Raw genomic sequence first — 20,769 nt, forward strand, 5'->3', positions numbered from 1 at the left:
GGAGGCCCGGATGACCTCTGTCGCCCACACGTTCGGCGTGATCCGGTACAGCGCGGCCAACGCCTGGGCCGATTTCCGCGCCACGTACACCTGGTGGACCTGGGGGTTCGGCTGGCTCGGCCGCATGCTCGCCCAGGTGACGTTCTGCGCCTTCATCGGCGTGCTGCTCGACGACCCGGCGCGGATCCGCTACCTGGTGATCGGCAACGCGATCATGGTCTGCGTCGTCGAGACCATGAGCGTCGTCGCGTCGAGCTCATGGGAACGCGCGGAGGGCACTCTGCCGTTGCTGAGCGCGGCGCCCGCGCGCATGGGCTGGGTGTTCTTCGGCCGCAGCCTCCAGTGGCCGATCAGCGGGTCGCTCACCGCGCTGGTGTCGTTGTTCGTGCTGTCGCCCTTCTTCGGTGTGCACTGGACGGTGGCGCAGGTTCCGGCACTGGTCGGGCTCGTTCTGCTCACGACGGTGTCGACCTATGCAGTGGGACTGTTCCTGTCGCCGTTCGTGCTGACCGCCGCCGGGGCGCGCAACATCGTGTCGAACTCGGCGTACCTGCTGATGATGGCGATCTGCGGGGTGGTGGTGCCGGTCGGGTACTGGCCGGGCTGGGTGCGCGGGGTGGCCCAGGCGCTGCCGCTGACGCACACGCTCGCGGCCGTTCGCGCGGTCGATGCCGGTGCTCCCGCCACGACGGCGCTCGGTCAGGCCGGTATCGCCGTCCTGTGCGGCGCGGGATGGCTCGTCGCCGCGCTGGTCGCGTTCGCGGTGCTCGAAGAGCGCGCGCGACGCAACGACTCCTTCGACTTCACGGTCTGATCCCCGGCGGTCACGATGTCGTCCCGCGCGCCGAACCGGTCGCGGGACGACGTCCTGGCAGGGTGACCTGATGATCGAGATCGTTGACCACGACCCCGGCTGGCGGGACTGGTTCACCCGGCAGGGCGGCGCGTTGCGCACAGCGCTCGGCCCGGTGGCGGTGCGCATCGACCACATCGGCTCCACCGCCGTGCCCGGCCTGGCCGCGAAGCCCTACCTGGACGTGCAGGTGTCGGTGGCCTCGTTCCACCCGCTCGCGCTCTACCGAGATCCGCTGGAACGGCTGGGACTGCGGTTCCGGGCGGACAACCCTGAGCTGACGAAGCGCTACTTCCGCGAACAGGACGGCACGCCGCGGGTCCACGTGCACGTGCGCAGGGCCGGCAGCTTCTCCGAACAGCTTCCGTTGCTGATGCGGGACTTCCTGCGCGAGGACGACGCGTCCGTGCGTGAGTACGAGGCCGTGAAACGCGAAATCGCCGATCGGTGCGCCGACGTGCCGCAGCTGTACGCCGAGGAGAAACAGCCGTTCGTCTGGACGCTCGTCGCCCGTGCGGATGCCTGGGCGCAACGGATCGGCTGGGAACCCGGCCCCAGTGACGCGTGAAGGCCCGGCCAGCGTGGCCGGGCCTTTCACCTCGTCGTCCGCTCAGCCGCAGATCCGGCCGCGGTCCTCGCGCCACACCACGGCGACGGCCGGTCGAGGCTGCGACGAGCCGCCGTCCGGCCAGTGTGAGAACGGGTTGGCCGCCGTCGACCCGTCGATCTCGCCGGGGTGCTGGACGGACACGAGGACGAAGTCGTCGGTGACGACCGGCCCGCACGGTTCCCCGCCCGCCGGCACGGTGAGGAACTGTTTCACGTGGCCGCGGTGCTCGCCCTCGACCGGCACCGCGAACAGCCCGTCGTTGCACCGGAAACCGTTGCCGTCACTGGTGATCCACAGATTGCCGAGTGAGTCGAACGTGACGTTGTCCGGGCAGGAGATCGGGCTGACCTGCGACTTGTCGTACCCGGCGAAGTAGGTGTCCGGTGCGTTCGGATCACCGCAGACCAGCATGAGCCGCCAGGTGAACGTCGTCGCGGTGTTGTCGGATCGGCTTTCCTCGATCTCCAGGACATGGCCGTGCCGGTTGTTGTGACGTGGCGCTACTTCCGTGGCGCCTTCCTTGCCGGGAGTCACGCCCCGGCGGTTGTTGTTGGCGAGCGCGGCGTACACGCGGCGGTTGTGAAGGGAGGGCTCGACGTCTTCGGGGCGGTCCATCTTCGTGGCGCCCGCCGCGTCGGCGGCCAGCCGGGTGAAGACGTAGACCTCCTCCGCGGTGAAGCCAGGGACGAACGACCTGTCGTTGTGTGCGAGGGGGAGCCACTCGCCGGTGCCGTCGAACTCGCCGTCGCTCGGCAGCTTTCCCGTGCCGTCGATCTCGGCGGCGGGGCTGTTGCCGGTGAACCTGCCGACGTAGAGGGTGCCGGAGTCGAGCAGCCGCTTGTTGTGCTCACGTGCCCGCTTCGAGTCGCCGGGGAGGTAGTGCCCGTCGGTGACGAACTTGTAGATGTACTCGAAACGCTCGTCGTCACCCATGTACGCGGCCACCCGGCCGTCCTTGGCGACGATGACGTTCGCGCCCTCGTGCTTGATGCGGCCGAGCCCGGTGTGCTTGACCGGCGTCGATGACGGGTCGAGCGGGTCGATCTCGACGATCCAGCCGAACCTGTTGGCCTCGTTGGGTTCCTTGCCGAGGTCGAATCGGTCGTCGTGGTCCTCCCACCTGCGGGTCGTGGGGCCGGGGGCGAAGCCGTAGCGCGCGAGCCGGGTCCTGGTCGTCTCGTCGGTGATCTGGTCGGCGTTCGCGAAGCACAGCTGCAGGGCCTCCTCGCCGGACAGGATCGTGCCCCACGGCGTCATACCGCCCGAGCAGTTGTTCTGCGTGCCGAGCACCCTCCTGCCCGACGGGTCGGCGTTGGTCCTCAGGTACTTCGAGCCCGCGGCCGGTCCGCGCACCTCGAACGGCGTGGTAAGCGTGATGCGGCGGTTGTAGCGCTTCCGGTCCCGCGACACGACGAGTCCGCCGCTGGTGCGGTCGAGTTCGACCTGCACGACCGACAGCCCGTGCGCGGCCCAGCCGATCTCCGCCTGGAGTCTCGTGGCGCCGTTCTTCTCCGACCAGTCCAGGAACATCGAGGGCTCGGTCGTGTACTCGTGGTTGCTCACCATGAGCCAGCGGTCCCAGGCGCCCGGCACCGGGACCAGGCCGCAGTAGTCGTTGTTGTAGCCGAACTGCATGGCCTGCGCCTGAGGCGTCTGGGCGGCGAAGTCGAACTCCGGCGCGCCGTCGAGCACCGGGTCGCCCCACCGGATCACGACGTCCTGGCGGAACCCCCGCGGCACGACGATCTCGTCAAGGGTGTTGGGCGCCACCGGTTCGAAGCGCAGGCCGGCCGGGTCCGCGCTGGGCCGGGTTCCGCGCGGTGCGGCGGCGGCCGTGCCGGAGAACGCGAACGCTCCGGCGGCCGCGACGACCGCACCGGCCTTCAGCACGCCTCGGCGGCTCGCGACCTGGTGCACGACGTCGCCGAAGTACGGGTTGTCCGACTTGTTCGGCGCTTCGTGCGAGCAGGCGTCCCCGCAACGGAACTTGCAGGTGACCGCCTGCCGTCCGAGCGGATGGCCGACCGGGACCAGGGGCAGCATCCGGCGGCCCCGGCCGATGGGTGAGGACATGCGAAACCTCCGAAGTCGCGTGGCGGAAGGGAAGACCGGGCCCGATCACCCGGTGGCGCGCTTGTACCTGGGCACGAAGCTCTGCTGGGTGGAGTAGATGCTGAGCACCCCGCCCCAGTCGTGCCAGAGGAAGTTCGTGTCGATCGACGAGATCAGCCGCGCCCCGAAGTCGAGCGAGTCACGCTTGCGCAGCTCGATGTACGACCGGTCGACGCCTTCCCCGTGCCGTGGTCCGTGGAACTCGACTCCGTCGACTCCGTCGAGGTAGTCGGGCAGAGGCAGGAGTTCGCCGTCCTGCCAGATCTCCCAGCTGTGGTTGTACCGGTGCTCCGGCAGTTCGGTGTTGAGGAAGTGCAGGGACGGGTTGACCCTCGCCACGCCGTCCTCCGCGAGGATCCTGTTGCACTCAGCGAGAAACGCCAGCTTGTCGTCATAGAGGTACAGCGAGGCCATGCTGTAGACCACGTCGAACGACCCGTCGTCGAACGGCAGTGGCTTCGACGCGTCGCAGTACACGATCCGCGGCAGGTGGTCCACTCCCCGCCCGGAGGCCAGCGCGCGCAGTCGCTCCTCGTCACCGTCCACGGCGGTCAGGTTGAAGCCCGTGATCTCGAGCGCCGAGCCGAACTCCTCCGCGAGGTCGAGCATCGCGACCCCGTGCCCGCACCCCGCCTCCAGCACGCGCGCCCGTCCCCTGCGCTCGATCACCCCGGAGACGAGCCTGCGGAGATCACCGAGGTACAGCTGTCCCTTGTCGAGCCCGCGATTGCGAACCATTGTCGTGCCTCCCGGTGATCGCTGAAGTTGAATGACGACTGCGGTGTCGGCGCCAGCTGCGCGCGCCGGATCCCGTCAGCACGAACGGCGACAGGTGGGTGTGTTCTCCTGACACCGTCTTTGTAGACCGGCGGAAGCGAGGACCGCGGCGGACGGCGACGGATTTCCGCGCGGCGGAACCGGCCTTGACGACGGCAGCACGCGCTGCCGACGTGGTCGCGGAACTCCGGGAGCCGCGCCACCAGCGTTGAGTCGCGGAGTGGCTCGCCTTCTCCACCACACCGTTGCGCGTTGTGCGGCCCGACGACGGAAGCAGACCGTGGCCATCCGGTCGAACCGGCAGACCTGGGTGACGCCGCGAGCTAGCGCACGACCTGATCGAGCGTCGGCCAGGTGCGGAAAGTCCTCCGACTCGGCCGGCACGGTCCGCCACTGTGCGGCCGGGCATGACATGCCGCCGGCGAGTTATCGTGTAGCTGTCGAGGGAGCGATCGGAGGCCAGGCTCGAATCGAGATCGATCTTCCAGAGCCGTTGGCAGCGATTGTCGAGCATCTGGGGAATGGTCTCGATGAGCGTGATTTCGTGCCCACTGCCGAATTGGTGGAGGCGCTGGAGGTCGAGCCCACGACGTTCGGAAAGGAAATGGGTTGTCTTGGCTGCCGGTCCGTGCGTCAGTACGTGCATGAGGACCAGGGCGCACGGCGCGTCCGTGGTTACCTGACGGCCGATCTCCGAGGCGCAATCGCTGAAGCCCGCACTCGGTGACACCCGTCCCGGCTGCCCTGCGACCGGCAACGTCGGGACAGGTGACCGGGACAGGCAGATCTTCCTTTTGCCTGCATATATGCCCGGATTTCGAGGGTGGGACGGGTGCGGCACCCGTCCTGATCCAACCCCTCGTCGGGACCAAGTCCGTGGTTCAGGTCCCAGGACGGGTGTCCCGGGACGGCGATTCGCCAGACGCGGTGTGCGGCTCGGCGTGTCGGGCTGTGGGCATCTGCGCGCTCGCGGGAGTCTGCGCATCGGACTGCTGCTGATCGAAGGATTCGCCCCATGCTTGCGCGCCGTGCGTACATCCCCGACGAGTTGCTCCCCGCAGGGGTGCGAAGGGCCTGGCCGTTGGATGTGCCGTGCGTCGCTCAGCTCGCGGAACAGGGGATGACGTTCGAGCGGCCGGTCACTTTCCTGGTCGGCGAGAACGGCTCCGGGAAGTCCACGCTCGTCGAGGCGTTCGCCGAGGCGTGGGGGCTGGACGCGCAGGGCGGACGGGCTGGGCGGAAGTACGTCAACGACAGGCCGAAGTCGGAGCTGGGCGAGATGGTGCGGTTCGACACGACCGCCCTCGGTGCCCGGCACCGCGTCGGGCCGCGGACCAGGCGCAAGGGCTACTTCCTGCGGGCCGAGACCGCGTTCGGGTTCATGAACGCGGTCAGCGGCATGAACGGCTACTGGGACGAGGACACGAGCGAGATGAGCCACGGCGAGGGCTTCCTCACCGTGTTCGCCTCAATGTTCCGTGAACCTGGCTTCTACCTGATGGACGAGCCGGAAGCGGCGTTGTCTTTCCAGTCGTGCCTTCGCCTGATGCACCTGATGTACGAGCTCGGCAAGTCGGGTGCGCAGATCATCTGCGCGACCCACTCGCCGATTCTGGCGTCCACGCCGGGTGCGGACATCATCGAGGTGGGGGAGCAGGGCTTCCGCCGGTCGAAGTGGGAGGACTTGGCGCTGGTCGACCACTGGCGCAGGTACATGGCCACGCCCGAGGCCTACCTGCGCCACATCACCGACGAGTAGCAGTGCACGACCGTCTGAACGATGGCGTCTGAAAAGCACGAAAATGCGGATGGGTGCTCAATAATTGAGTACCATCCGCATTTTGCGGCAACTTTGCCACAAAATTTGTGTCCGAGGGGGGACTTGAGTTCCCATGCGTAGCAAGCTTGCGCAGTTCGCGTGTTCATGCGCTATTTGATAGCTCGGAACCAGCGTAGAGGGCCAGTCTGCGTATTTCAATCTTTGGTCATTCGTGATGTCGGCTATCTGCGGAACACTACTGACCAACGAACGTGACCCTCGGCTTTAGTGCACTCCACTACGGCCCGGTGGCCCGCTCACAGAATTAGGCTGTAGCGACGTTCATCGTCGGCGAGTACTCGGCGGCTTGATCAACGAGTACGAACCTGCAGCTGCTTGATCCGCAGGTCAGGCCCCGTCGGGTCGTGTTTGGGCACCCCACACGTCAACGCACCCCGGGAGTTCGCGGAGCGCTTCTTCGACGTCGGGTCTTGGGTGGAGCAGAGCAGCGGCGGGCACTTCGCCGCGTGGGAATGTCCCGAGCAGTACGTCGCCGGGGTGCGCACGGCGCTGTCCTTCGCCTGACCCGGATCTGGGGGTTCCCTGTGAAGTCACCGCCCTGACCGCGCCGGACGAGCGCGGTTCTCCGGGTTCTCACAGGAACTCCCAGAAAACGGTCGGACCCGCTCGCCAGGCTCGGTCCCATGACGATGATCGACGTACGGGGGCTGACCAAGCGGTACGGCCTCGACACCGTGGTGGACGACCTGTCGTTCACGGTCGAGGCCGGTCAGGTGACTGGGTTCCTCGGCCCGAACGGCGCCGGCAAGTCCACGACCATGCGGATGATCCTCGGCCTGGCCGCGCCGACCGGTGGCTCGGTCCTGGTCGGCGGACGCCGCTACCGGGACCTGCCCGTGCCGTTGACCGAGGTCGGCGCACTGCTCGACGCCGGGGCCGTACACGGTGGCCGGAAGGCCCGCGACCACCTGCTGGCCCTCGCCGCCGGCAGCGGCCTGCCGCGGCGCCGGGTGGACGAGGTGCTCGCCAGGACCGGCCTGGAGGGCGTGGCGCACAAGCGGGCGGGCGGGTTCTCCCTCGGCATGCGCCAGCGGCTCGGCATCGCGGCGGCGCTGCTCGGCGACCCGCGGGTGCTGATCTTCGACGAGCCGGTGAACGGCCTCGACCCCGAGGGCATCCGCTGGATCCGCGACTTCATGCGCTCTCTCGCCGCCGAGGGGCGCGCGGTGCTGGTCTCGAGCCACCTGATGAGCGAGATGGCGCAGACCGCCGACCACCTCGTGGTGATCGGCCGCGGCAGGCTCATCGCGGACACGAGCATCACCGAGTTCCTGCGCGGGCGCGGCGAGGGCACCGTGCTCGTGCGCACCGCGGAGGCCGGCTTCGCGCTCCAGCTCACCGCGGCCGGTGCCACCGTGCGCGAAGGGCCCGGTCCGTCGCTCGTGGTCGCCGGCCTGACGAGCGAGGAGATCGGCAAGCTCGCCGCCTACCACGGCGCCGTGCTCGTCGAGCTCACACCGCAACGGCCCTCGCTGGAGGACGCCTTCATGGAACTGACCGGCGACAGCGTCGAGTTCCAGGGGATGGCGGCATGAGCCTCGTGCGGTTCGGTCACGCGGTGCACGCGGAGTGGGTGAAGCTCCGCAGCCTCCGTTCCACCTGGTACACGCTCGTCTGCCTGGTCGCGGTCGGGCTCGGCATGACGGCGCTCGCGATGGGCAGAGCCGGCGAGCAGTACACCGCCGCCGAACAGGCGTCGTGGGATCCGACGCAACGCAGCCTGACCGTCTACCTGGTCGCCCAGCTCATCATCGGCGTGCTCGGCGTTCTCGTCGTCACCTCCGAGTACGCGACCGGGCTGCTGCGGACGTCGCTCGCGGTCACGCCGCGCAGGAACCGCCTGCTCGCCGCCAAGGTCCTGGTGGCCACCGCCGTCGCCGTGGTGGCGGGGCAGACGCTGATGTTCGCGACCTTCCTGCTCGGGCAGGCGCTGCTGGCCGCACAGGGCGTCCCGCACGCGGAGCTCGGCGGCCCCGGTGTGCTCTCCGCGGTCGTGGGCGGCGGCCTCTACCTCGCGGCGATCGCGGTGCTCGCGATCGGGCTCGGCACGATCCTGCGCGCCACGGCAGGCGCGATCACCGCTCTCGTGGGCATCGTGTTCCTGGTACCCGCGTTCGCGGGCCTCTTCCCCGCGTGGTTCCAGGGCCTGCTCGACTTCTGGCCGTCGCAGGGCGCCGCCGCGGTGTTCGCGACGGTGGCGGACCCCGCCTATCCGCACCCGTGGCTCAACCTGGGCGGGATGTGCGTCGGTGTGGCCGCGGTGCTGGCCGTCGCGTTCGTCGTCTTCCAGCGCCGGGACGTGTGATGACGACCTTGCGGGACGTGGTGCGGGGCGTGACGGCGGCGGCCGCGGCGCTCACCGCGTCGGTGGGCGCCGCCGCTGCCGGGTTGGTGCTCCTCGACGCCGGACGGGCCGGGGACGTCGGCAGGATGACCGCCGCCGTGGTCGCCCTCGCGTTCGGGGGTTCGGCCGACGTCAGTGCCGTTGCGGCGGAGGGCTTACCGGTGTCCGTGCGGGGCAGTCTCGCCGTGGTGCCGTCGGGAGTCGCATTGGTCGGCGCTGCGGTGCTGGGGTGGTTGCTGCTGCGGCACCGCGACGGGCTGCTCGTCGGTTCCGCCGCCGCGGCCGTGACCTTTCCGGCCGGTGCGGCGGCGGTCGCGCTGTGGGCGCGGGGGAGGGTGGCACCGCCCGGTGGTGCGCTGGGCGGTGGTTCCGGCGTCTGCGGACTGCCTGCCGACGGACTTCTCGGCCGCGGCCGGGCCGTGGGCGCACTCGGTGCGGACTTCTCCGTGTCGGCGTGGCCGGTGGCGGCCGGGGCGGCGTGCTGGGGACTCGCCGTGATCGGCCTGTGCTGGTTGGCGGTGCGGTTCCGGATCACCCGAATCGGTCCACTGTGGACGGCTTTGGGGTTGGTCGTGGTGGGCGTGCTTCTCGCGGCGTTGCTCGGCGGTCCGGCCGCGGCGGGCGGTGTGCTGCTCCTCTTCCCTCTCGTGCTGGTGGCCTTGGTGCCGTGGACGGTCAGCACGGACGGTGCGCTCGCGTGCGTCCTCGACGGTGCCGCGCCGGCTGCGCCGGGCGGGCTGCTGGTCTGGGCCGCTGTGGTCGTGGCGGGTGTCGTCGTCGCGTTGTCCGCCGGCCGGTCCGACCGGCCGTGGCGCCGCGCCGCGCTGGCGGGTGCGGGAACCGGTGTGGCGCTGGGAGTCCTGGCTTGGCTGTCCCGCGTCTCGGTGCGGCTGGGGGTCGACGCGTTCGGGTTCTCGGTGCCGGTGCTCGACGTGTCGGCGGCGGTGAACCCGTTGGCCGCGTTGGTGTCGGGAAGTGCCGCCGGCGCCGTGGCAGTCCTGCTCGCCGACGGGGTTCTCAGGTTGGTGTCCGTAGGGTCGCCCGCGTGGAACAACCGGGTCGGATGACGACACTGCTCGTGGTGGACGACGAAGCCACGGTGCGCGAGCTGCTCTCCGCGACGCTGCGCTTCGCCGGGTTCCAGGTGACGTCCGCGGCGACCGGCGCCGAAGCCGTCGCCGCAGCCACCGAGGACCCGCCCGACCTCGTGCTGCTCGACGTGATGCTGCCCGACGTCGACGGGTTCGAGGTGGTTCGGCGGCTGCGGGAACAGCGGGCGGAGGGGCGCCGCGGGCCAGTGCCGGTCCTGTTCCTCACCGCCAGGGACCGCAAGGCGGACAAGGTCACCGGCCTGTCGCTCGGCGCCGACGACTACGTGACGAAGCCGTTCGACCTGGAGGAGCTGATCGCCCGGATCCGCGCGATCCTGCGCCGCACCGCCGGCCACCGGGAGGACGTGCTGATCGCGGGAGCGCTCTCGCTCGACGTCGAGGGGCACCGGGTGACCAAGGCCGGGGAGCCCGTCCGCCTCTCGCCCACCGAGTTCCGGCTGCTGCGCTACCTGATGGAGAACGCGGGACGGGTGGTGTCCAAGGCGCAGATCCTCGACCGGGTGTGGCGCTACGACTTCGGCGGTGACGCCGGCATCGTGGACACCTACATCTCGTACCTGCGGCGCAAGGTGGACGTCGAGGACCAGAGGCTGATCCACACCGTGCACGGTGTCGGCTACGTGCTGAGGGGACCCGCCCGATGAGACGTCCGCTCGGCGGACTGTCGTTGCGAACCAGACTGCTGCTGCTCACCGCCGGCCTGCTCCTCGCCGGGCTGGGCCTGGTCGGCGCGGTCGTGTCCGACCAGGTGGAGCGCTACCAGCTGGACCGGGTCGACGCCCAGCTGCGCTCGCTCGGCGAGATCCTGTCCCGCGCGCCCGCCGCCGGTCCGCCCGCGACAGCGAACCGCCCCGACCTGCTCGACCCCGCCCTGCGCCTGATCGGCGGGCCCTACCTCGTGTACCTGGACGCGGACGGCGAGGTGGTGGGCGGCCTGCGTTCCCCGCGACTGGACGACGCCTCGCTGCCGGGCCCCGCCGACCTGCGCACAGTGCCCGCCGCGGGCGACCCCGTCGAACTGCCCGCCGCCGACGGCACCGGCCGCTGGCGCGCGTCCGCACGACCGACCACCGGCTGGGACGGCACGGTCGTCGTCGCGGCCTCACTGGCCGAAGCCGACGCGACGACCGCCCGGCTCCGGACGACGAGCCTGGTCAGCGGCGGGGTACTGCTCCTGCTGCTGACGGCGCTCGGCTGGTTCGCCCTGGACCGCGGCCTGCGGCCGTTGCGGCGGATCGAACACACCGCGGCCGCCATCGCCGACGGCGACCTCACCCGTCGTGTGCCCGTCCTGGCCGCGCCGGCCACGGAGGTCGGGCACCTGGCGACCTCGCTCAACACCATGCTCGGGCAGCTCGAACGCGCCTTCGCCGACCGGACCGCGTCCGAGGCGCGCATGCGCACGTTCCTCTCGGACGTCAGCCACGAGCTGCGCACCCCGCTGTTCGGCATCAAGGGCTCGACCGAGCTTTACCGGATGGGCGCGATGCCCGAGCGCGCCGACGTGGACGAGGCGATGCACCGCATCGACCGCGAGGCCACCAGACTCACCCGCCTCACCGAGGACCTGCTGCTGCTCGCGAAGCTGGACGAGGCGCCGCAGGCCCAGCTCGACCTCACCCCGATGGACCTGCGCACCCTGGCCAACGACGCCCGGCACGACCTGCGCGACCTGGACCCGTCCCGCCCGGTCGAGCTCACCGGACCCGCTGGCACCGGCCCGCCGGGCCCCGCACCCGTCCACGCTGACGAGGACAACCTTCGCCAGGTGGTCACCAACCTGATCGGCAACGCCACCACCTACACCCCACCGGGCACCCCGGTGCGCATCGGCGTGGGCACTGTGGACGGCCGCGCGGTGCTCGAGGTGGCGGACCGCGGCCCCGGTCTGGCCGCGCACCACGCGGCCCGCGTCTTCGACCGCTTCTACCGCGCCGACCACTCGCGAACCCGTGCGAGCGGCGCCAACGCGGGTCTCGGGCTGGCCATCGCCCGCGCACTGGCCCGTGCGCACGGCGGTGACGTCGAGCTCGACACGGCGCTGGGCGAGGGCGCCTGTTTCCGCCTCGCCCTGCCGCTGCTCGACCAGAGGTGAAGCCGTATCGGAGGAGTTGTGAGCCGTTTGCCTGATGTGGTGAGGGGGTTCGCGGCTGCCGGCACGAACCCCCTCACGTTTCGGCGGAGCTGGAGAAGCGAAGGCCTTGGCGGTGATGCGCGAACGCCAGGCTCTCAGTGACCGGTGAGCCCACCGTCCACGACGAGTTCGGCTCCGGTGACGAACGAAGACTTGTCAGAGGCGAGGAACAACATCGCGCCGGCGATCTCCGCAGGGCTGTCGGCGCACCGCATCGGGGTCTCACCTTGGCCGGGTGCGCCGGACTGCGTCGGGGAAGAGCTCGCGGGCGCGGTTCCGCACCCTCGTCCTGGCGACCGGCGAGAGCGCCGTGGTGGTCTGCAGCCCCTCGATGTTGCGCACCAGCGAGTGCGCGGTGGTGCACGGCACGCCCCAGTCGGATCCGTAGACGATGTGGCCGTCACCGACGGTTGCGGCCGCGGCCGCCAGTTGTTGGGTGCTCGCCGAGGCGGCAGTGTCGACCCAGAGTCGGCGCAGGGTGGCCGCGATGTCGTCGCGGCTGAGATCCCGCGGGTTGGGCACCCACGCCTCGGCGCCCAGCAGGGCGAGCCGACCGGCGAGCACGGGCAGGGTGCCGCCGGCGTGCGCGATCACGAAGGTGATGTTCGGGAACCGGGTGAACACTCCTGCGTAGAGCATCGCCACGACCGTCCGGCCGGTGTCGAACGTGACCTCGGCCAGTGGGGCGGGCAGACCGGCCGAGGCAGGCGCGTAGGCGTTGGGGTGGACGAAGACGACGGCGCGCCGGTCGTCGAGCTCCTGCCAAACCGGGTCGAGTGCGGGATCGGCGAGAGAGTGCCGGTTGTAGACGGTGGTGACGGCCCAGCCGTCTGCGGTGCCGTGGCGTCGGATCTCCTGCCGAGCGCGGTCGGGGTCGTCGGTCGGCAGAGCCGCGAGCAGACCGAACCGCGAGGGGTGCTCGCCGACGATCTCGGCGCCGTAGTCGTTGGAGTCGCGGAGCGTGCCGTGCTCGGTGGGGATCTTGCTGAGCAGCTGCATCGCCGTTCCGGTCTCGTCCATCACCGCGAGGGTCTCGTCGAGTCGCCACGTGAACGGCTCGGGGAGCAGGAAGTGCTCGCGTCGGCCTGCCTCCCACAGTGCCCGGTCGGTCTCGACGCTGCGCGGCGGTGTGAAGTGGGCGTGGACGTCCAGTAGAAGCGTGTTCACGAGGTTGTCTCCCGGTTGATGCTGGAGAGGACGAGTCCGGGGATCGGGCGCGGCGGGAGAGCCCGCTCGGTGTCGAAGGCCAACGCGATCAGCCGGGTGTCGTCGTGGGGGAGGCCGAGGAGTTCCAGCCCGACCGGCAGTCCGCCGGAGGTCTGCCCGGCGGGCAGGGTGATCGCCGGGAACGCCGCTTGGGCGGCGATCAGCGTGTTGGTGGGAAACGTGGATTCGTCGGAGGTCCAGGTGTCGAGCGCACCGTCCTCGAAGACGCCGTTGTCGACGTTCGCCCAGCGGGGAGCCGCGATGCGGACCGTCGGGTAGGCCAGCGCGGAGAGCCGGTGCTCGGCGAAGGCCGCGGCCACGACGTGCTGCAGCCGGGTCCGCAGCTCCCAGGCGGCGCCGTGTCCCGGGTCCGTGGACGGATCTTCGGGTCCAGCCGCGATCACGGGGAGCAGTGCGAGAGCGGGCAAGAACTGCCCGGACGCGACGATGTCGGCGACGTCCCGGATCGCGGTGCCCGCCAGCGCCAGCGAGCGGTTGATGTCGCGGCGGGACTGCCGGGGGTAGTGGAAGGTGCCGCGCAGCAGGGCACCGAGGCCGGGGAGGTCGATGTCGACCAGCTCCGCACCACGGGCGCGCATTGCCGCAAGAGCCTGCTCGATGACGTCGGCGACCGCCGGGTCATCCGCCGGGCCGGTGGCGCACAATGCGCGAACCACGCCGATCCTGGCACTGGACAAGGCGCCTGGGACCAGCGCGGCGGCCGCCGATCCTCGACGGGCGTGCGCAGGCCCGGCGGTGGAGGGATCGTGTGGATCCCAGGCGGTCATGACGTCGAGCAGGGCGGCCGCGTCCGCCACGGACCGGGCCAGCGGGCCGGGGGTGTCCTGCTCCCGGACCAGGCTGACGATGCCGTGCCGGCTGACCGCGCCGACGGTGGGCCGGATGCCCACGAGGCCGCAGAAGGAGGCGGGGACCCGGATCGAGCCGCCGGTGTCGGTGCCGATACCGGCGGCGGCGAGGTTCGCCGCTACCGCGGCGGCGGTGCCGCTGCTGGATCCGCCGGGGTCGCGTGAGACGTCGTAAGGGTTGCGGGTGTACCCCGAGCGGGACGAGTGCCCGTGCCAGGAGACCGCGAAGTCGGGCATGGCCGTCTTGCCGAGGATGATCGCGCCCGACCGCCGCAGCACCGTCACCACGGTGGCGTCGGTGTCCGGCACGTGCTTGCAGAGCGCGACCGACCCGACCGCCGTCGCGATACCGGCGGTCGCGATGTTGTCCTTCACGACGACCGGGATGCCGTGCAACGGTCCCACCTCCGATCGGCTCGCGTCCAGCGCGGCGGCCTCGCTCAGGGCGTGCGGGTTGAGGGTCACGACGGCGTTGAGGGTGCCGTCCAACGCCTCGATGCGGTCGAGGTGACGAGCGACGACCTCGTGGACGGAGACCTCTCCCGACCGGTAGCGGGCGCGCAGGCCGGTGATGGAGTCCTCACAGGGGTCGAGCACGGCCGGGTCCTTCCAGGGTCGTGGTCAGCGCGGCGAAGGCCTGGCGGAGGTCGTCCTGGGTGGAGGGGACGGCCTTGCGCATCAGGACGAAGGCGTGGATGTGTCCGGCGGCCTCGAGGAACGTGGTGGGGACACCAGCGGTGACGAGTGCGGCGGCGTAGGCGCGCCCTTCGTCGCGGACCGGGTCCTCACCGGCGGTCAGGATCACCGCGGGCGGCAGGCCGGTGAGGCTGCCCAGCAGCGGGGAGGCACGCCAGTCGTCGATGTCGGGTTCGTACTGCGCGTAGTAGAAGCGGCGGCTCTCCTCGTCGAGCAGCCGGCCGGTCGCGAACTCGTCCTGCGACGGGTAGCGGCGGGTGAGGTCGGTGGCGGGGTAAATGGCGAACTGCGCCCGGACCGGTACCTCGGCGGACCGGTCCCGCAATGCCATCGTCGTGACGATGGTGAGCGTTCCGCCGGCGCTGTCGCCGCCCAGCACCAGGGCATCGGCGGTACGGCCGAGGTCGGCCGGGCGGGAGGCGACCCAGCGGGCTGCGTCCTCGGCGTCCTCGACAGCGGCGGGGAAGGGGTGCTCGGGGGCGAGGCGGTAGCCGACGAGCACCACCGGGAGATCGAGCTGCCGGGCGACCTCGGCGGCGAACCCGCGATGGGTCTCGAGCCCGCCGGTCACGAACCCACCGCCGTGGTACCAGACCACCACAGGACCCTCACCCCGCTCGGTGCGCGTGTCGAGCAGAAGCGCCGGCACGGTGCCGGCGCGGGTCGGGATCGCGAGGGTCTGCTCGACGGCGATCTCGCCGACGGGCAGGTCGCCCGCCGCGGTGGAGGCGATCATCTGGGTGCGCATCTCCTGCGGCGTCGGCGGTCCGCCAGGGCCGGTGGCCCTCGACTCCAGGTACGACAGAAGAGCTGCGACTTCGGGCCGTGGCATGGTCACTCCTCCAAGGTTGTCAGTGACTGACAACGGCAACCGTAGGCCTGTTGTCAGTGACTGACAACGATTGCTAGGGTGAGGTATGCCTCAACGGCGACCCGACAGCCTCCCTCGGATGCAGCAGGCGGCGCTCGAGCTGTTCACCCGTGACGGGTACGCGGCCACGACCGCCGCGGCGATAGCCGCGCGCGCCGATGTCACCGAGCGGACGTTCTTCCGGTACTTCCCGGACAAGCGCGAAGTGCTCTTCGACGACGGGCAGCGGCTGGAGCGCCTGCTCCTGGACGCGCTGAGCGCCGGATCCCGGGTCGTGGCCGAGGCGCTTCCGCGGGCCCTGCGCGCGGTGGCCGCGGACATGCAACCGCGGCGGGAGATGCTCGTGCAGCGGGCGGCCCTCGTGAGCTCGGTTCAGGAGCTGGCCGAGCGGGAGCTGTGGAAGCTGCAGCACTGGACGCGGAGCCTGACCGAGACGCTGACGGAGTGGGGCGTCGATGGGCTCTCGGCGGCCGCGAACGCCGAGGTGGCCATGGCGGTGTTCCGTGCCGCGTTCACTCGATGGGTTACCGACGAGGAAGCGGGAGAACTCGCCGACCTGCTCGGCGATACCGTGACGGCAGTCGGACTGGACTGGGTGTTCACGGAGGTCGACGAGAAACCGCAGGCGGAGCGTTAGCCGTTCCTCGCCCCAAGAACAAGCACCAGGAAAGGCCCTGTTCATGAGCACGACTCGCGCACTGGTCCTCGGTGGTGGCGGTATCACCGGTATCGGCTGGGAGATCGGCGTGCTCGCCGGTCTGCTCGACGAGGGGGTCGACCTCCGCGACGCCGACACCGTGATCGGTACGTCCGCGGGTTCCTTCGTGGGCGCGAACTTCACCTCGGGCGCGGATTGGGAAGCGCTGTTCGCCGACCAGGCCCGGGCCGCCGAGCACGAACCGACCATGCACACCGACCCGGCGGTGTACGGCGGGTGGGCCGATGCGTTCCGCGCGGGCTCGGGCGACCCCGAGGCGGTCGGCGCGGGGTTCGGCCGGGTCGCGCGGCAGTTCGGCAGCGGTGTCGACCGCGACACCCGCCTCGCGGTGGTGCGCGCCCGGTTGCGCACCACGCAATGGCCCACCACTCTGCGTGTCACCGTGCAGGACGCCGACGCCGGCCGGATCGAGCTGCTCGGACCGGACTCGGGCGTCACCATCGAGACCGCCACCGCCGCCAGCGGCGCGGTGCCCGGCATCTGGCCGAGCGTGCGGTTCGAGGGGCGTGAGTGGATCGACGGCGGCATGGTCTCCAGTGCGAACGCCACCCTCGCCGCCGGCCACGACCGGATCGTCGTGCTGGCTCCCATGCCCGACGGGCACGCCGGCATCCCCGGCGCCCCCGAGGACGCTGCCCGCCTGCGGGACGCCGCCGAGGTGGTGCTCGCGGTGCCCGACGACTCCAGCCGGGCTGCCATCGGCGCGAACCCTTACGACCCGACCCGCGCCGAACTCGCCGCCAAGGCCGGTCGTCAGCAGGGCCACGAGCTCGCCGCGACCATCCGGGACATGTGGGCGTAAGGAGCCTGCGAGCGGTTGGGGCAGGCTGATCGGCGGCGGGCTTCGGCGTCGGCCACCTCGGCCCTCCCGGCGTTTCGGTGGTGCGTCGGTCATGCGGTCAGCCTGATCGGGCCGGTGTTTCTCCCACACCGTGCCCAGGCCACCTGACCGGTGCGGTGGCCGGAGTCTTGGAGGCATGCTGACGGTCATGAATCGTGAGCACGACGTCGTCGTCTACGGCGCCACCGGGTTCGTCGGGGCGCTGACCGCCGCATACCTGGCCCGGCACGCCCCCGAGGGCGTACGGATCGCGCTGGCCGGGCGGTCCGCGGACAAGCTCGCCGCCACCAGGGCCGGGCTGCCTGCGGCGGCGCGGGAGTGGCCGCTGGTCGTCGCCGACTCGGGGGACCCGGTCGCGCTGGCGGCGCTGGCCGCGTCGACGCGAGTGCTCGCCACCACCGTCGGCCCGTACGCGCGTTACGGGCTCCCAGTCGTCGAGGCGTGCGCACGGGCCGGCACGCACTACGCGGATCTGACCGGCGAGGTGTTGTTCGTCCGCGCCGCGATCGACGCCGTGCACGAGCTGGCCGTGGAGTCCGGAGCCCGGATCGTGCATGCCTGCGGCTACGACTCGATCCCGTCGGACCTGGGCATGTTGTTGCTGCACGAGCGGGCCGTGGCCGACGGCGCGGGTCCGCTCACCGACGTGCGGTTGGTGGCCACGGTCCGCGGCGGTTTCAGCGGCGGCACGATCGACTCGCTGCGGGCGCAGATCGAGGCCTACGAGAGCAATCCCGGCCTGCGCCGCGTCGCCGCCGATCCGCATGCGCTCAGTCCCGACCGGGCAGCAGAGCCGGCGCCCGCCCAGCCCCGTGACGCGGGGATGCCCTCCCGCGCCGCCGACGGAACGTGGCAGGCGCCGTTCGTGATGGCCCCGTTCAACACCCGCATCGTGCGGCGCAGCAACGCCCTGCTCGATTGGGCCTACGGGCCGCAGCTGCGCTACGGCGAGGTCATGGGCGCTGGGCGGGGCGTGACCGGAGTGCTCATGGCGGCCGGTATCACCGGTGGGCTGGCCGGGCTGGTCGGCACGATGTCGGTCAAGCCGGTCCGCGGCCTGCTCGACCGGGTGCTGCCCGCGCCCGGTACCGGGCCCAGCGAACAGGCTCGTGCGAAGGGCTGGTTCCGTTCGGTGCTGCACGCCACCACCAGCTCGGGGCGCCGCTACCGGGCCACGGTCGCCGGACCGGGCGATCCCGGCTACGCCGCCACGTCCGTCATGCTCGGGCAGAGCGCCCTCTGCCTGGCCCTCGACGACCTCCCGCAGCGGTCCGGCTCGCTCACGCCCGCGACGGCCATGGGCCGGCCTCTGATCGATCGCCTGCGGCTCGCCGGCCACACCTACGACGTCACGACCGCCTGACCCACGCTGCCTTGCGGGGTTGGATGCTTCTTGCGGCCTCGGGAAGCGTGTCCTAGTCGTGGCACTGAAGCCTCGGACGGATGGCTCTCGGTGTCGATGCGTCACGCGGGCCTTGAGGCAAGTTGATCCAGGCGAGCACGTCGAGCCTGGTTTGAGTGGCCCGTGTGGGAGAACTCCGGGCACTACAACCGACACAGACCCTACCAAGCCCGCGACCAGCTGCCGCCCGCGGACCAGCGACACCCTGCGGCAGTACTCGATCTCGACACCCACAGAGTGCTCCGCACGCGCATCCTCGGCGGACTCATCAACGAGTACAGACAAGCTGCCTGACCAGCAGCGATGACTTTTCGAGCGGCACAGGATCCATGGCGAGCTGGTTCGGCTTGGTCATCGCCTGGGCGCCTCGACGGTCTGGGAGATCCTGAACCGCGCGGGCATCGATCCGGCGCCGCGTCGATGCGGCCTGACGTGGCGGGAGTTTCTGACCGCGCAGGCCGAGGGGATCATCGCGGCGGACTTCTTCCACATCGACACCGTGCTCGGAGCACGCCTGTATGCACTGGCGTTTCTCGAACACGGCACCAGACGCCTGTACATCACCGGCGTCACAGCGCACCCGACGCGAGAGTGGACAGTGCAGCAGGCAAGGAACCTGGCCAACGAGCTCGGAGCGAGGATGGAGTCCCTTCGCTTCCTGCTGCGTGACCGCGACGGTAAGTATGGCGACGCGTTCGACGCCGTATTTGAGGCAGAGGAACTACGAGTGATTGCGACCGCGCCGCGAGCTCCGCGGATGAACGCGCATTGCGAACGGATCATCGGCAGCATCCGCCGCGAGGTTCTCGACCACGTCCTCATCATGGGAGAAGGCCATGCGCGTCAAGTACTCGCGGCCTACCAGACGCACTACAACGAACACCGGCCTCACCAGGCCCGCGACCAGCTACCACCAGACGCTCACGAGCACCTCCGAGCGGCGCATGATCTTGACGTCTCTGGCCGTCGACCCGTCCGCACGCGGATCCTCGGTGGGGTGATCAACGAGTACCGATATGCAGCTTGAGCTGCAGCGATGACTTTCCGGGCGTCACAGGGTCCACCCGCCGCTTTTCCTGGCGCGGTGTCAGGGACGATCGGACGGATGTAGGAAATCGTCATCGAACGCCACCTGCAAGTGGCGCCGAAACGCAAAACAGGTGCTCAAGTGGACTTGAGCACCTGCCACGTAGACGTCGCAAATTTGCGACATTTTGGTGTCCGAGGGGGGACTTGGACACTCGTATGTAGCAAGCTTGCGTGGTTCGTGTGTTCATGTGGTCATGGATAGCTCGCCGTCACATTAGAGGGCCAATTCAGGTTGTTTGATCAGGTGTTTTTGGTATCTGATTGTGGAGCATGAATCGCGAGAGCGAAATTGTGGCAGGTATTTCGTTCGGATGAGTGGCGGCGCGCCGAAATTCCAGTGTCGGCCGGCGTTGGCGATGAGGGCGAGCAACTCTGAGGTGTCCTACGTCATCCGCGGCCGCATGCGAACCAGAGGTGCAGACCGTCAGCTCATGATGCTCGAAACCTCGTTCGCACCTGACCGCAGCCGACCTGGAACGGACAAGCACGGGTCGCCAGGCGGATAGCGTCAGTTGGACGGTCACGGTTCACTGAGCTTGTGGATCTTGGGCGTTGCTGGAGGGGATCGCCGTGTTCGCCGGTGTCCAAGGCGCGCTTGGCGAGCGGTTCGTCAGTCAGGTCGCCTGGTCGACCGATGTGTTTGACGTCGATGGTCGCGTTGTCCTGCTGGAGTTCGCGTGCACCACTGGGTTCCGTTCGAGCGGCTTGGACGGCGACTCTCGAACTGCGCGCGTCGAACCTGGGGATCGTCCACAGTGGAGATTCGCGGAGGCAGCCGTGCCGGTCGCGGCTGGGCTTGGCGCTGCGGTCGGTTCAAGGACGCCGAGAAGGCTTTGCAGAGCAGAACATCCCGGCGATTCGGACGAGTGAAAGCGTGATGTGTGGTGACGGTTGCATGCGAACTCACCAACGGCGAGTGCTGGGACCTGCTGGAGCGTGTCAGCCTGGGGCGGTTGTTGTACAGCTCGGCTGGTTTGCCGGTGGCTCAGCTCGTGCGGTTCGTCGTGCGCAACAAGGTGGTCATGGTCAGTCTCGACCAGGTCACCGCGGCCAGGTTGTTGCCGGCTGGGGTCGAGTTCGTCGCGTTGCAGGCCGATGACTTCGTCGAGGGTGCGCAGACGGGACGCTCGATCACCGTGTACGGCAGGGCGCAGGTGGTCTCCCAGCAACGTCGCGGCGGAGCCGAGGCAGCCGGGTTGCCCAGCCATGAGGGGAATGCTGTTTACGCCTGTGTCGCACCTACGCATCTGCGTGGCAGCCGGCTGGATCTTCGCACCTGACCCGTCGTTCTGCGG

Annotated in this window: 20 protein-coding genes and 1 pseudogene; 14 read left to right on the plus strand and 7 right to left on the minus strand. The window is 70.1% G+C overall.

The annotated features are described in order from the left end of the window. Positions 1-10 precede the first annotated feature (10 nt). Entirely contained in the window at positions 11-814 is an 804-nt protein-coding gene (locus tag ACIQF0_RS37100; protein ID WP_401037696.1) for an ABC transporter permease, read from the plus strand. Positions 815-884: 70 nt separating this feature from the next. After that, on the plus strand, positions 885-1,421 hold the full coding sequence (locus ACIQF0_RS37105) for a GrpB family protein (protein WP_401037698.1): 537 nt from the start codon (positions 885-887) through the stop codon (positions 1,419-1,421). Positions 1,422-1,463: 42 nt separating this feature from the next. Here the strand turns inward: ACIQF0_RS37105 and ACIQF0_RS37110 are convergent, their stop codons facing one another. Both ACIQF0_RS37110 and ACIQF0_RS37115 read right to left on the minus strand, forming a co-directional pair. After that, positions 1,464-3,536, minus strand: a complete 2,073-nt coding sequence (locus ACIQF0_RS37110; protein WP_401037701.1) for a PhoX family protein — start codon at positions 3,534-3,536, stop codon at positions 1,464-1,466. A 45-nt stretch (positions 3,537-3,581) separates the two neighbouring features. Continuing rightward, entirely contained in the window at positions 3,582-4,313 is a 732-nt protein-coding gene (locus tag ACIQF0_RS37115; RefSeq protein WP_401037704.1) for a methyltransferase domain-containing protein, read from the minus strand. 1,054 nt (positions 4,314-5,367) lie between these two features. Between ACIQF0_RS37115 and ACIQF0_RS37120 the strand changes: the two genes are divergently transcribed. From ACIQF0_RS37120 to ACIQF0_RS37150, 7 genes are all read left to right on the plus strand, one after another. After that, positions 5,368-6,111 (plus strand): AAA family ATPase, encoded by a 744-nt coding sequence (locus tag ACIQF0_RS37120; RefSeq protein WP_401037706.1) that lies wholly within the window; start codon positions 5,368-5,370, stop codon positions 6,109-6,111. 429 nt (positions 6,112-6,540) lie between these two features. Further along, the gene (locus ACIQF0_RS37125) at positions 6,541-6,696 is read left to right on the plus strand and encodes a hypothetical protein (protein WP_401037708.1); all 156 of its coding nucleotides are present in this window, start codon (positions 6,541-6,543) and stop codon (positions 6,694-6,696) included. Positions 6,697-6,821: 125 nt separating this feature from the next. Next, the gene (locus tag ACIQF0_RS37130) at positions 6,822-7,727 is read left to right on the plus strand and encodes an ABC transporter ATP-binding protein (protein ID WP_401038547.1); all 906 of its coding nucleotides are present in this window, start codon (positions 6,822-6,824) and stop codon (positions 7,725-7,727) included. Next, the gene (locus ACIQF0_RS37135) at positions 7,724-8,497 is read left to right on the plus strand and encodes an ABC transporter permease subunit (RefSeq protein WP_401037710.1); all 774 of its coding nucleotides are present in this window, start codon (positions 7,724-7,726) and stop codon (positions 8,495-8,497) included. The genes ACIQF0_RS37130 and ACIQF0_RS37135 overlap by 4 nt, the downstream gene beginning before the upstream one ends. After that, complete coding sequence (locus ACIQF0_RS37140; protein WP_401037712.1) at positions 8,497-9,603, plus strand: hypothetical protein; 1,107 nt, start codon at positions 8,497-8,499, stop codon at positions 9,601-9,603. The genes ACIQF0_RS37135 and ACIQF0_RS37140 overlap by 1 nt, the downstream gene beginning before the upstream one ends. After that, complete coding sequence (locus tag ACIQF0_RS37145) at positions 9,600-10,292, plus strand: response regulator transcription factor (RefSeq protein ID WP_401038550.1); 693 nt, start codon at positions 9,600-9,602, stop codon at positions 10,290-10,292. The genes ACIQF0_RS37140 and ACIQF0_RS37145 overlap by 4 nt, the downstream gene beginning before the upstream one ends. Then, on the plus strand, positions 10,289-11,743 hold the full coding sequence (locus ACIQF0_RS37150) for a sensor histidine kinase (RefSeq protein ID WP_401037715.1): 1,455 nt from the start codon (positions 10,289-10,291) through the stop codon (positions 11,741-11,743). Before ACIQF0_RS37145 ends, ACIQF0_RS37150 begins: the two co-directional genes overlap by 4 nt. Before the next feature lie 134 nt (positions 11,744-11,877). Here the strand turns inward: ACIQF0_RS37150 and ACIQF0_RS37155 are convergent. From ACIQF0_RS37155 to ACIQF0_RS37170, 4 genes and pseudogenes are all read right to left on the minus strand, one after another. Beyond that, a pseudogene (locus ACIQF0_RS37155) lies at positions 11,878-12,003 on the minus strand (SDR family oxidoreductase); the annotation flags it as partial. A gap of 1 nt (position 12,004) precedes the next feature. Further along, the gene (locus ACIQF0_RS37160; RefSeq protein WP_401037718.1) at positions 12,005-12,949 is read right to left on the minus strand and encodes an amidohydrolase family protein; all 945 of its coding nucleotides are present in this window, start codon (positions 12,947-12,949) and stop codon (positions 12,005-12,007) included. Then, a complete protein-coding gene (locus ACIQF0_RS37165) occupies positions 12,946-14,454 on the minus strand; it encodes an amidase (RefSeq protein WP_401037721.1) in 1,509 nt (502 codons plus the stop codon). Before ACIQF0_RS37165 ends, ACIQF0_RS37160 begins: the two co-directional genes overlap by 4 nt. Continuing rightward, positions 14,438-15,385 (minus strand): alpha/beta hydrolase, encoded by a 948-nt coding sequence (locus ACIQF0_RS37170; protein ID WP_401037723.1) that lies wholly within the window; start codon positions 15,383-15,385, stop codon positions 14,438-14,440. The genes ACIQF0_RS37165 and ACIQF0_RS37170 overlap by 17 nt, the downstream gene beginning before the upstream one ends. Before the next feature lie 118 nt (positions 15,386-15,503). Between ACIQF0_RS37170 and ACIQF0_RS37175 the strand changes: the two genes are divergently transcribed. From ACIQF0_RS37175 to ACIQF0_RS37185, 3 genes are all read left to right on the plus strand, one after another. Further along, positions 15,504-16,061, plus strand: a complete 558-nt coding sequence (locus ACIQF0_RS37175; RefSeq protein WP_401037725.1) for a TetR family transcriptional regulator — start codon at positions 15,504-15,506, stop codon at positions 16,059-16,061. Between the two features lie 43 nt (positions 16,062-16,104). Continuing rightward, complete coding sequence (locus ACIQF0_RS37180) at positions 16,105-16,944, plus strand: patatin-like phospholipase family protein (protein WP_401037728.1); 840 nt, start codon at positions 16,105-16,107, stop codon at positions 16,942-16,944. 187 nt (positions 16,945-17,131) lie between these two features. After that, on the plus strand, positions 17,132-18,346 hold the full coding sequence (locus ACIQF0_RS37185; protein ID WP_401037730.1) for a saccharopine dehydrogenase family protein: 1,215 nt from the start codon (positions 17,132-17,134) through the stop codon (positions 18,344-18,346). A gap of 307 nt (positions 18,347-18,653) precedes the next feature. Here ACIQF0_RS37185 and ACIQF0_RS37190 read toward each other — a convergent pair whose 3' ends face one another. Then, on the minus strand, positions 18,654-18,875 hold the full coding sequence (locus tag ACIQF0_RS37190; protein ID WP_401037732.1) for a hypothetical protein: 222 nt from the start codon (positions 18,873-18,875) through the stop codon (positions 18,654-18,656). A gap of 9 nt (positions 18,876-18,884) precedes the next feature. Between ACIQF0_RS37190 and ACIQF0_RS37195 the strand changes: the two genes are divergently transcribed. Both ACIQF0_RS37195 and ACIQF0_RS37200 read left to right on the plus strand, forming a co-directional pair. Then, a complete protein-coding gene (locus tag ACIQF0_RS37195; protein WP_401037734.1) occupies positions 18,885-19,412 on the plus strand; it encodes an integrase core domain-containing protein in 528 nt (175 codons plus the stop codon). Between the two features lie 946 nt (positions 19,413-20,358). Then, positions 20,359-20,754 (plus strand): pyridoxamine 5'-phosphate oxidase family protein, encoded by a 396-nt coding sequence (locus ACIQF0_RS37200; protein ID WP_401037736.1) that lies wholly within the window; start codon positions 20,359-20,361, stop codon positions 20,752-20,754. Positions 20,755-20,769 lie beyond the last annotated feature (15 nt).

The sequence above is a fragment of the Lentzea sp. NPDC092896 genome, from assembly GCF_044754905.1.
Lineage (GTDB): Bacteria > Actinomycetota > Actinomycetes > Mycobacteriales > Pseudonocardiaceae > Lentzea.

Coding starts and splice junctions, on each gene's coding strand:
- ACIQF0_RS37100 (WP_401037696.1), top strand. CDS start 11: ATGACCTCTGTCGCCCACACGTTCGGCGTGATCCGGTACAGCGCGGCC.
- ACIQF0_RS37105 (WP_401037698.1), top strand. CDS start 885: ATGATCGAGATCGTTGACCACGACCCCGGCTGGCGGGACTGGTTCACC.
- ACIQF0_RS37110 (WP_401037701.1), bottom strand. CDS start 3,536: ATGTCCTCACCCATCGGCCGGGGCCGCCGGATGCTGCCCCTGGTCCCG.
- ACIQF0_RS37115 (WP_401037704.1), bottom strand. CDS start 4,313: ATGGTTCGCAATCGCGGGCTCGACAAGGGACAGCTGTACCTCGGTGAT.
- ACIQF0_RS37120 (WP_401037706.1), top strand. CDS start 5,368: ATGCTTGCGCGCCGTGCGTACATCCCCGACGAGTTGCTCCCCGCAGGG.
- ACIQF0_RS37130 (WP_401038547.1), top strand. CDS start 6,822: ATGATCGACGTACGGGGGCTGACCAAGCGGTACGGCCTCGACACCGTG.
- ACIQF0_RS37135 (WP_401037710.1), top strand. CDS start 7,724: ATGAGCCTCGTGCGGTTCGGTCACGCGGTGCACGCGGAGTGGGTGAAG.
- ACIQF0_RS37140 (WP_401037712.1), top strand. CDS start 8,497: ATGACGACCTTGCGGGACGTGGTGCGGGGCGTGACGGCGGCGGCCGCG.
- ACIQF0_RS37145 (WP_401038550.1), top strand. CDS start 9,600: ATGACGACACTGCTCGTGGTGGACGACGAAGCCACGGTGCGCGAGCTG.
- ACIQF0_RS37150 (WP_401037715.1), top strand. CDS start 10,289: ATGAGACGTCCGCTCGGCGGACTGTCGTTGCGAACCAGACTGCTGCTG.
- ACIQF0_RS37170 (WP_401037723.1), bottom strand. CDS start 15,385: ATGCCACGGCCCGAAGTCGCAGCTCTTCTGTCGTACCTGGAGTCGAGG.
- ACIQF0_RS37175 (WP_401037725.1), top strand. CDS start 15,504: ATGCAGCAGGCGGCGCTCGAGCTGTTCACCCGTGACGGGTACGCGGCC.
- ACIQF0_RS37180 (WP_401037728.1), top strand. CDS start 16,105: ATGAGCACGACTCGCGCACTGGTCCTCGGTGGTGGCGGTATCACCGGT.
- ACIQF0_RS37185 (WP_401037730.1), top strand. CDS start 17,132: ATGAATCGTGAGCACGACGTCGTCGTCTACGGCGCCACCGGGTTCGTC.